General features: G+C 70.6%; 6 protein-coding genes. 5 read left to right on the top strand and 1 reads right to left on the bottom strand.

Translation table 11 applies throughout. The annotated features are described in order from the left end of the window. The first annotated feature begins 208 nt into the window (after nucleotides 1-208). Nucleotides 209-1,339, top strand: a complete 1,131-nt coding sequence (locus JS521_RS31400) for an SCO2583 family membrane protein (RefSeq protein WP_205086312.1) — start codon at nucleotides 209-211, stop codon at nucleotides 1,337-1,339. Here JS521_RS31400 and JS521_RS31395 read toward each other — a convergent pair. Beyond that, nucleotides 1,272-2,396: a M48 family metallopeptidase gene (locus tag JS521_RS31395; protein ID WP_205086311.1), complete on the bottom strand. Its 1,125-nt coding sequence runs from the start codon at nucleotides 2,394-2,396 to the stop codon at nucleotides 1,272-1,274. The two genes, JS521_RS31400 and JS521_RS31395, sit on opposite strands and share 68 nt — an antisense overlap. Before the next feature lie 111 nt (nucleotides 2,397-2,507). Here JS521_RS31395 and JS521_RS31390 point away from each other — a divergent pair, with 111 nt between their 5' ends. From JS521_RS31390 to JS521_RS31375, 4 genes are all read left to right on the top strand, one after another. Continuing rightward, nucleotides 2,508-2,660, top strand: a complete 153-nt coding sequence (locus tag JS521_RS31390) for a hypothetical protein (protein ID WP_003969217.1) — start codon at nucleotides 2,508-2,510, stop codon at nucleotides 2,658-2,660. A gap of 84 nt (nucleotides 2,661-2,744) precedes the next feature. Then, nucleotides 2,745-2,906 (top strand): hypothetical protein, encoded by a 162-nt coding sequence (locus JS521_RS31385; RefSeq protein ID WP_205086310.1) that lies wholly within the window; start codon nucleotides 2,745-2,747, stop codon nucleotides 2,904-2,906. Between the two features lie 38 nt (nucleotides 2,907-2,944). After that, entirely contained in the window at nucleotides 2,945-3,562 is a 618-nt protein-coding gene (gene nadD / locus JS521_RS31380; protein WP_205086309.1) for a nicotinate-nucleotide adenylyltransferase, read from the top strand. A 19-nt stretch (nucleotides 3,563-3,581) separates the two neighbouring features. Then, on the top strand, nucleotides 3,582-5,345 hold the full coding sequence (locus JS521_RS31375) for an LCP family protein (protein ID WP_205086308.1): 1,764 nt from the start codon (nucleotides 3,582-3,584) through the stop codon (nucleotides 5,343-5,345). The last annotated feature ends 120 nt before the right edge of the window (nucleotides 5,346-5,465 follow it).

Raw genomic sequence — 5,465 nt, 5'->3', positions numbered from 1 at the left:
GCCCGACCGCCGCGGCCGGGCGGCCGACGGCCGCCCCGGCCGCCCGCGCAGTTCCCGGCGGTCTCCGCGTTTACGCGGAGCCCAATCGACCTACCCTGAAGAAGTGACCCCTCGTTCCCAGGGGGGCTTCTCGCTGCCGCACGCCCCGCTCGGCCGAAGCAGACCGTTGCGCACCGAACCGACCGGTGTGGAGATCGGGAGAGAAGTCATGACAGGCCGCTCAGAACCGCCGGACGGCCCGCCCGAGAACCCCGCGGGCGGCGAGGACGAATACCGCTCGCTCGTCTTCGACGAATCGTTCATCCAGGCTGCCCGGATGCAGGAGTACTCGGCGCGGGAGCGTATGGGCGACCACGCCCGCGCCGTCCGCACCCTGCCCGAGGAACCGGTCTCCGTCCGCAGCGGCGGCGGCTCCCGGGCCGCCATAGCCCTGGTCGTCCTCATCGCCCTGGCCTTCGCCGTGGCCGTCTACATCGGATTCCGGAGCCCGTACCCCCAGCCGGCCACCCGACGTGCCGAACCCCTGCGGACCACCGTCGTCCCCCTGGCTCCCCGCGGCGTCGTGCCGGGTGGATCACCCGAGCAGCTGTACCGGACCGAGCCGGTCTCCGGATTCCGCGTGGGCGCGGACGGCATCAACTTCCCCGCCGTGAAACGCACCCAGAACTTCTCCGACAGCCAGATCACCGCGGCCCTCGCCACGGTCAAGGACTACCTGGTGGAGTCGTCCCTGAACCCCGACGTCCTCACCGGCTCCGTACGCCGGCCCGTCGAGCACCTCCTCGACCCGGACCAGCGCACCCAGTTCGAACGCAGCCTGAGCGACCCGGCGGACGACGGGAGCCACGTCGCCACCGGCTGGTTGGTCCGCTTCGACCCGGAGCGGGTGGAGCTCGCGGACCCGCAGATCCGGGTCCAGGGCACCCTCCGCTACGAGGAGGAGGCGGCGGGCGTCCTCGGCGTCGTCTCGGACCACACCTTCACCTACGCCCTGCGCCCGGCTGCGGGGCCTCCGCGCAAGGACGGCGCGTCCCTGTTCACCGTGCGGCGCGAGCTCCACTTCCGCTTCGACCGGGAGGACCTGCGACTGCACCGCCTGGAGGTGCGCACCGCTCATGTCCAGGCAGGGCCGCAGTCCTGCTCGGCCGACACGACCGGGACGCTGCGCCCGCTCCTGGCCGGGGAGCGGGCGCACGCCCGCGGACCCGCCGCCACCGACCCGTACGCCACGGGTCCGCCCACGGCGGCGCTGTGCGGGACGCTGGCGGGCGTCAGTCCCTCGACGGCCCCGCCGACGTCCCCGAGCTCCCCTCCTCGGGGTCCTGAGGCCGACCGGTAGCCCCGCCCCCGCCCGTGCCGGAACCGCCGCCGGACCCGGCTCCGGTGAACTTGTCGCGCAGCTTTCCGCCCAGGTCCCCCGCGCCGCCGGCGATGTCGCCCACCAGCTTCATCAGCGGGTCCTTGCTGGTGCGCACCGTGTCCGCGTAGTGCGAGGCGGACTCCCGGAACGAGTCGGTCACCGAGGTGTCCTTGTCCTCGTCGCGTCGTGGGTAGTGGCCGTCCATGATCCGCTGGAACTCGCGGGTCTCCGACCACTTCTTCAGCTCGGCGGCCCGCACGGCGGTGAACGGGTGCGTCCGGGGCAGCACATTGAGGATCTTGAGGACGGAGTCGCGGAGGTCGCCGCTCTTCTCGTACTCGTCGGCCTGGGCGAGGAAGGCGTCCACGTTCATCTCGTGGAGGTGATTGCCGCCAGCGATCTTCATCAGGCCGCGCATCGAGGCCGTGATGTCCTGGCCCACCAGCAGCCCGGCCCGGTCGGCGGACAGCTCCGACTTGCGGAACCACTCGCGCAGCGCCGTCACTATGGCCATGATCGCCACATTGCCCAGCGGGATCCAGGCGACCTTCACGGCGAGGTTGGTCAGGAAGAGCAGTATCGTCCGGTACACCGAGTGACCGGAGAGCGCGTGGCCCACCTCGTGGCCCACCACCGCCCGCATCTCCTCCTCGTCGAGCAGCTCGACCAGGCCGGTGGTGACCACGATGATCGGCTCGTCGAGACCGATGCACATGGCGTTGGGCTGCGGGTCCTGCTTCACGTACATCGGCGGGACCTTCTCCAGGTCCAGGATGTAACACGCGTCGCGCAGCATGTCGTTGAGATGGGCGAACTGCGCGTCGCTCACCCGGACGGAGTCGGAGAGGAAGAGCAGCCGCAGGCTCCGCTCCGGAAGCAGCCCGCTGAGCGCCTTGAACACCGTGTCGAACCCGGTCAGCTTGCGCAGGGCCACCAGGGCCGAGCGGTCGGCGGGGTGCTCGTAGGCCCGGGAGGAGATCCCGGGGAATCGCCGGCGCGCCCTGCTCGGCACGTTCTCGTGACTGCTGTCGGTCATGGATGGCCCCCTGTTCGTACGAGACGTTGCTCGTCCCCCGGACAAAAGCCAGCGTATGCGCTGGCGCTACGGTGTGCGGGGGGCTGTGGATAACTTAGAGGAGCGCCCGAAATGCCGCACACCGCCGTACTGCTCGCCGCCGCGTCCGAGGAGCAGGGACCGGGCGACACCCTCCGGATCGTGCTGCTCGTCTCGATCCTCGGAGCGGTGCTGCTCGCCTGGTTCCTGCTGCGTGGATACCGCAACGACGACAACAACGACTGAGTCGCCGTGAGCGTGCCCGAAGGTCCCGCATACGATGTGCCTGACGTCTTCCTTCCGCCTCACGATCGATAGGTCCTGCCGAAGATGAGCCTCACGAGCACCGCACACGAGCTGGCCACCCTCGCCTCCGGAGGGGAGGGCGGCGGCAACCACGAAAGCCTCAACCCCTACTTCGTCGGCGCCGGGGCCTTTGTCGCGCTGATGCTGCTTCTGTTCATCACCATCAGCTTCAACCGCGACCGCTGAGCCGGGGGCGTACAGCTGTGCCAGTAGGCTCTGCACGCATGGGAGAGCAGCAAGCGCCTACCGGCCCCGGCAAACGCCGTATCGGCGTGATGGGCGGGACATTCGACCCGATCCACCATGGACACCTGGTGGCGGCCAGTGAGGTGGCCGCCCAGTTCCATCTGGACGAGGTCGTCTTCGTCCCGACCGGGCAGCCGTGGCAGAAGAGCCACAAGCAGGTCTCCCCGGCCGAGGACCGCTATCTGATGACGGTCATCGCCACCGCGTCCAACCCGCAGTTCTCCGTCAGCCGCAGTGACATCGACCGTGGCGGACCGACGTACACCATCGATACGCTGCGGGATCTGCGCGAGGTCCACGGCGAGGCGGACCTCTTCTTCATCACCGGCGCCGACGCGCTCGCCCAGATCCTCACCTGGCGCGACGCGGAGGAGCTGTTCTCGCTCTCCCACTTCATCGGTGTGACCCGCCCGGGTCACGTGCTCACGGACGACGGACTGCCCGAGGGCGGTGTCTCCCTCGTGGAGGTGCCCGCGCTGGCGATCTCGTCCACGGACTGCCGTGAGAGGGTCGCGCAGGGGGAGCCGGTCTGGTACCTGGTGCCGGACGGCGTGGTCCGCTACATCGACAAGCGCCAGCTGTACCGCGGCGAATGAGCCACGGAGAGGGGCACCGGTGAACGACCGACAGAACCCGTACGACCCGTACTACCAGGAGCCGCAGATCGTCGGCTACGACGCGTACGGGCAGCCGGTCTACCAGCAGTACGACCAGCAGGGCCAGGGTTACGACCCCTACGCCGCCCAGCAGGGCCAAGGCCAGGGGCACCAGGGCCAGGACGCCGGCTACGGCTACGACGCGTACGGCAACCCCCAGCAGCAGCCCCAGGGTTACGACCCCTATGCCGGACAGCACCCGGGGCAGGCACCGCAGGGGCAGACGTACCCCGGTCAGGCGCAGCAGGGCCAGGGCGCCGAGCAGGGCTACGGCTCCTACACCGACTACGGATACGCCACCGGCCAGCAGCCCGCCGCCGTCGACACCGGCGAACACTGGGGCATCCCACAGCAGGGCACCGCCCCCGCACCGGAGCAGACCGGGCAGCAGGCTCCCGTACGGCAGTCGCCGGAGGCCGCCGAACCGGAGGCGGAGTCCGCGCTTCCGGGGCAGCGCAAGCCCGCCCCCGACTACCGCACCGAGCAGTTCTCGTTCATCGAGGAGCCCGACGAGGACTCCGAAGACGTCATCGACTGGCTGAAGTTCACCGAGAGCCGCAGCGAGCGGCGCGAGGAGGCCCGGCGCAAGGGCCGCAACCGGATGGTCGCCCTGATAGTCGTCGCCGTTCTCGTCGTCGTCGGCGGGGCCGGCTATCTCTGGTCCGCGGACATGATCCCGGGCCTGTCCGGGTCGGACGAGAAGAAGGCCGTGGCCGCCGGGGCCCAGCAGCGCGACATGATCGTGGTGCATCTGCACGACACGAAGAAGGGCGGCACCTCGACGGCGCTGCTCGTCGACAACGCCACCACCAAGCAGGGCACCACCGTCCTGCTGCCCAACTCCCTGGCCGTCGCGGGCGACGACGGGACCACCACCACGCTCGGCAAGTCCGTCGACGACGACGGCAGGACCGGCACCCGGGAGTCGATCGACACCCTCCTGGGCACCCGGATTACCGGCACCTGGCGGCTGGACACCCCGTATCTGGAGAACCTCGTCGAGCTGGTCGGCAACATCGAGGTCGACACCGACACCGACGTGCCCGGCGCGAAGAAGGGCGAATCGCCCCTGGTGAACCAGGGTGAGGGCCAGACGCTCAGCGGTCCGATGGCCGTCGCGTACGCCACCTACCGTGCGCCGGGCGAGCCCGAGGCCAAGCAGTTGACGCGGTTCGGCGAAGTCATGCGGGCCACACTGCGCAAGGTCTCCGAGGACCCCAAGGCCGCGACCGTCACCATCGAGACGCTGCTCCAGGTGCTCGACCCGTCACTGCCCGAGAAGGATCTCGGAGCCTCGCTCGCCACGCTGGCCTCGCGGGCCAAGGTCGGCGACTACAAGACGGCTCTGCTGCCGGTCCAGCCGGACGGCACGCTCACCGAGGCGGACACCCGCGGCGTCGTCAAGGACATCCTCGGCGGCACGGTGAAGGCTCCCGAGGCGGGCGCCCCGCTCCGGGTCGCCGTCCGTAACGCCACCGGGAACGAGAAGGCCGCGGAGGCCGCCCGCGTCCAGCTGGTCAACGGCGGTTACGCCTTCGTGGACAGCGGCAAGGCCGGGGCCGAGGCGTCGTCCGTCGTGCTCTACCGGTCCGCCGAGGACAAGGAGAAGGCCGTCGAGGTGGCCAAGACCCTGGGTCTCGCCGCGGGCGACGTGAAGAAGGGCGAGCCGGCTGCCAACGCCGACGTGTCCGCGGTCCTCGGCCAGGACTACAAGGTCCAGTAGCCCGCTCGGGGCTCCCCGGCCCCCCGGCCGGGCCCCCCCCCCCCCCCGGGGGGGGGGGGGCGCGGCCCCCCCCGCAACGAGGGGTGGTGGGGGGGGAGCCCCGCCGAGGTGGCGAACCAC

The sequence above is a fragment of the Streptomyces durocortorensis genome (genome assembly GCF_016901035.1).
In the GTDB taxonomy this organism is placed as follows: domain Bacteria; phylum Actinomycetota; class Actinomycetes; order Streptomycetales; family Streptomycetaceae; genus Streptomyces; species Streptomyces durocortorensis.
Note: the sequence above shows the minus strand (reverse complement) of the source record. Positions and strands in the feature narration are given on the sequence as shown.